At 65.5% G+C, this 3,919-nt stretch carries 5 protein-coding genes and 1 pseudogene; 5 read left to right on the top strand and 1 reads right to left on the bottom strand.

Annotated elements, in window-relative coordinates:
- The first annotated feature begins 537 nt into the window (after window positions 1–537).
- From Q0L57_RS07690 to Q0L57_RS07670, 5 genes are all read left to right on the top strand, one after another.
- A complete protein-coding gene (locus Q0L57_RS07690; RefSeq protein WP_296740574.1) occupies window positions 538–942 on the top strand; it encodes a DUF6634 family protein in 405 nt (134 codons plus the stop codon).
- Window positions 939–2,567, top strand: a complete 1,629-nt coding sequence (locus Q0L57_RS07685) for an AAA family ATPase (protein WP_296740573.1) — start codon at window positions 939–941, stop codon at window positions 2,565–2,567. The genes Q0L57_RS07690 and Q0L57_RS07685 overlap by 4 nt, the downstream gene beginning before the upstream one ends.
- A gap of 297 nt (window positions 2,568–2,864) precedes the next feature.
- Entirely contained in the window at window positions 2,865–3,092 is a 228-nt protein-coding gene (locus tag Q0L57_RS07680; RefSeq protein WP_296740570.1) for a hypothetical protein, read from the top strand.
- 105 nt (window positions 3,093–3,197) lie between these two features.
- Entirely contained in the window at window positions 3,198–3,431 is a 234-nt protein-coding gene (locus Q0L57_RS07675) for an ATP-binding protein (RefSeq protein ID WP_296740568.1), read from the top strand.
- Window positions 3,432–3,526: 95 nt separating this feature from the next.
- Window positions 3,527–3,685: a hypothetical protein gene (locus Q0L57_RS07670; RefSeq protein ID WP_296740565.1), complete on the top strand. Its 159-nt coding sequence runs from the start codon at window positions 3,527–3,529 to the stop codon at window positions 3,683–3,685.
- 43 nt (window positions 3,686–3,728) lie between these two features.
- Here the strand turns inward: Q0L57_RS07670 and Q0L57_RS07665 are convergent.
- Window positions 3,729–3,919, bottom strand: a pseudogene (locus Q0L57_RS07665) (hypothetical protein); the annotation flags it as partial.

The following is a 3,919-nucleotide window of genomic DNA, read 5'->3' as shown; positions in this document are numbered from 1 at the left end:
CGCCTTCGCCGCCGCCGCGATGGCCGGCGCCGAAGTCTTCCACGCCATGATGGCGAAGCAGGCCGATGACCTTTGATCCGCACCGCGATTCCGCCCGGTGCTGCATGAGCGGGTGATCGCGCCGATGCGGCCATGCCGGGCCGCGGTCCGGATTGCCACGGTCCAACGCACCAATGTTGCAATCCGACCCACCGCCATCGGAACCACAGAGCATGGCAACGAGGAAGCGTTGGACCATGGGACCGATGGACCATCACGTCACGGCAACCTCGACGTCGCGGGACGGCGGACCGACGCGGTTTCCGGTCCTCGCGCGGCCGGCGTCGGCTGCTTCGGACCCTGTGGCGACGCATCGGTGCCCAGGAGCTTTCGCCCATCGACAACCGCGGATAGCGCGCTGACCGCAGTGATCCCGACCGCCCCGGAGATACACGATCCGCTCACGCGGCCTCCGCTCATCGTTCGCCGCACGCGGGATCGCGCACGGCCCCTCGGGCTCTCTTCTCTCTTTCCCATCGCTCCGCATTGCGAGGCTTCATGCTGATCAAAACCTTCCCCTTTCTCGATCACCGCCGCGTCACGCCGGATTTCGCGGCGCGACTGCAGATGCTCGCCGACGATTGCGCCCGGCTTGCGCACGACGCCTCGTTCGTCGCCGCCCGGCTACGGACCTCGCCGATGATCGATCGGTATGTCCCGCTCACCACCCCGGTCGGCCTGCATCTGGTCGGCCAGGTCAGCGGCCATCCGCTGCGCGGCGCAGGCGTCATGATCACTTCGCCGCTATGGTTTGCCGATCCGGACGGCATGTGGATCCGCACCCTGTCGCGCTTCTACGCGCTCGGCCGGCCCGCCGATCCCAGGGACCGCGATCACATTCCGACCTCGGTATTGCGGACGTTCGACGGTCGCGATGACGACTGGCCGGAGGGCGGGGATTGATCGACAACGATGACGACCATGGGGTCGATGACGGTGACGAGCCGAACGCCGCCGCGCTCGATCCGGATACGGTCGCAACCGGCGCCGCGGCGGATTCCGCCGCCGACGCCGACGACCGGCTCAAGGGCCTGCCCCGGATCCTGCGTTACGCGATGCTGATCAACGACCGCACCGACGGATCGATCGCCCAGCGTCTGATCGCCGAGATCGACGAACTCTGTCCGGGCCTGCCGGCCAACATTGCCTGGGCGGCCGATCCTGCCGCCACAACCGGCCTTGCGCTGGCCGCCGAACTCGATCGGCTCGCGGTGCTTCGCGACCTGCCGCTGTTGCGCAGCCTGGGCGACTGCGCACGGTTGCTGTCGTTGTCGCTGCCGTGCGATGCCGGACGCCTCGGCGACTTCCGGCGCGTGACGCGGGCCATGCGCATCGCCTTCGACGACTGCGCCGACGATCTCGTGGAGGAACAGCGTTGCGACCTCGAGCGCTTCATCGCCGGCTGGGCCACGCTGCCGACCGCCGCCGACATGGCCGGCGCCCCCGGAACCTGGCCGGCTGTCAATTTTGCCGCCCGGCTGGGCGATCAGATGGCGCGCTACCGCATCCGCTCCGCCGCCGCCGATGCCGCCCGACGGGTGCGGCGCGACCTCGACCGGCAACCGGATGCGACGCGAGGCCCCGACGCCGCAACATCCACCCCGGCCCGGACCGCGCCACGCTCCGGGCTAGCCGAGCCGGCGCCCGCGACACCGCTCCCGCCGCACCATGTCCTGGTCGGCCGGATCGACGATGTCGGGATCGGAAGCGCAAAGCTCAAGGGCATCGTCGAACCCGTCAAGGATGTCCTCAACATCCCGCTGCCCTTGATCGAGACCCCGGCGCTCGATCAGGTCCGGAGCACGCTGCGCGCCGAGTTCCCCCATGCCGCCGCGGTCATTGACTTTGCCCTTGCCGATCTGATCGGCCGCCCGGTCGTCAAACTGCGTCCGCTGCTGCTCGTCGGCGAACCGGGCGGCGGCAAGAGCCGCTTCGCACGCCGTTTCGGGGAGGTCCTGGGGCTTTCGATCTGGCGGGTCGATGCCGCGCAGGCGGACGGTTCGGCGTTTGGTGGCACCGATCGGCGATGGCATTCGGCCGCATGCTGTCATCCGCTGCTCACCATCGCCCGGGGCAGGATCGCCAACCCTCTCATCCTGATCGACGAACTGGAGAAGGCCGCGACCCGCGCCGATTACGGAAGGCTGTGGGATTGCCTGCTGGGGTTCCTCGAGGGGGAGACAGGTTCACGTTATCCGGATCCGGCGCTGCAGATCCCGCTCGACCTTAGCCATGTCAACTATCTCGCCACCGCCAACAGCCTCGAGCCGCTGCCCGCGCCGCTGCGCGACCGCTTCCGGATCGTGACATTCCCAAAACCCACCGTCGCCGATCTCGATGCACTCTTGCCCGGACTGTTCAGAACCCTTGCCGTCGAGCGCGGCATCGATGCCCGCTGGATTGCCCCGCTCGACGTCGATGAGCGCAACGCCATTGCCTCCGCATGGCCCGGCGGATCGGTCCGCCGTCTCCTCCGCATTCTCGAAGCCGTCCTCCAGGCTCGCGATCATCATGCGACCAGGCAGTGACGCCATCGGCAATCCAATCTCACGAGGAACGCTGCGGACCGCAACAGACAGCGCCCGAGCCTCTAATCGCTTTCCAAGACGTTGTGCAGAACGGGCGTCACGCCCCTCGCAACCGCAAAACAGTTGCGCAATTTTGATTCAGGTCTCGAGATTTGCGTTGCAGACTCCCAGATAGACGATTCAAGGCTCCGTGCAGCCGTTGCAGAGTTCGATTTTTCCGAGTCAGCGGGTGACGCCGTTCGCCCATTGCTGCGGCGTGTGGTCCGCCGGCGAACCAATTGGCTTTATGTTGTTCGAATGAACCTCGGGTGGGCTCTTGGGATCTGCGACGTCGCCCACGATCATCGCTTTCCGGCGATCGCCGTCGCAGTTGCTGCAAGGTGCAGCGCCGATGCGGCGATCATGGCGTTGTCACTTACACCATATGCCATCGACGCGATCAGTTACTCTTCCGTGAGCGCCAACCTCAAATCCGGGCTCGATCGCACCGGCCCTGCCAGCGAACCCGTCAAAGCCGCGCCCTGACGTCTCAACATCCGTGGCAGGGCTTATTACCAGTGAAGGAAAGGACCACGTGACGCTGACCCACCCGACGCTCGACCGAGATGCAGGCCCTGGACCTGGGCTGGAATGGCGGCCGCCTATCGACGGTTGGCCGAACAGGACAATGCCGGCGATCTCGATCGCAATGAATGGCTCGGCCTGATGCTCGATCGCGAAGCCGCCATACGCGCCGACCGACAGCTTACCAATCGGCTTGCCGCAGCGAAGCTACGCTTCGTCGAGACCTGCATCGAAGATATCGACTTCGCCCCCCGTCGCGGCCTTGACCGGCGCAAGACCTTGCAACTGGAAGGCGCCTAGCTGAAAGCCCACGAAAACCTCATCCTCACCGGCCAGACCCCGGAAAACCTGGCTGGCCTGCGCGGCGGGTCCTGCGCCTGTTTGAGGATCTTGCCATGGCACGTCTCGACGGCCGCTTCCCGCGCCTCATCGACAAACTCGCCCGCGTGCAATTGCTGGTGCTCGAAGATTGGGGCAATCATGCCTTCAACGATCAGCAGCGCCTCGATCTCCTGGAATCTTCGAAGAGCGATACCGGCGCAAATCAACGCTGATTACCGCCCACCCCCTCGTGGCCCCGCGCGATTTATCGCACCGCTAATTGCGATCTCGCTCGTCGTTGGGATGGTTATCGAGAGCCCCTGCTTTTTCATCAGCAGCATCCTCAAACTCGACACCGGCTTTATACCCTCTTCGCCAAACAACACGGCACGGAAGGCTCAAATTGTCTTCCGGTATAACGAGCGTAAACTTTTCTGGAGCATCTGTCGGGAGTTCAAGCTCTAGCG

The sequence above is a fragment of the Mesorhizobium sp. genome (genome assembly GCF_024509055.1).
Lineage (GTDB): Bacteria > Pseudomonadota > Alphaproteobacteria > Rhizobiales > Rhizobiaceae > Mesorhizobium.
Note: the sequence above shows the minus strand (reverse complement) of the source record. Positions and strands in the feature narration are given on the sequence as shown.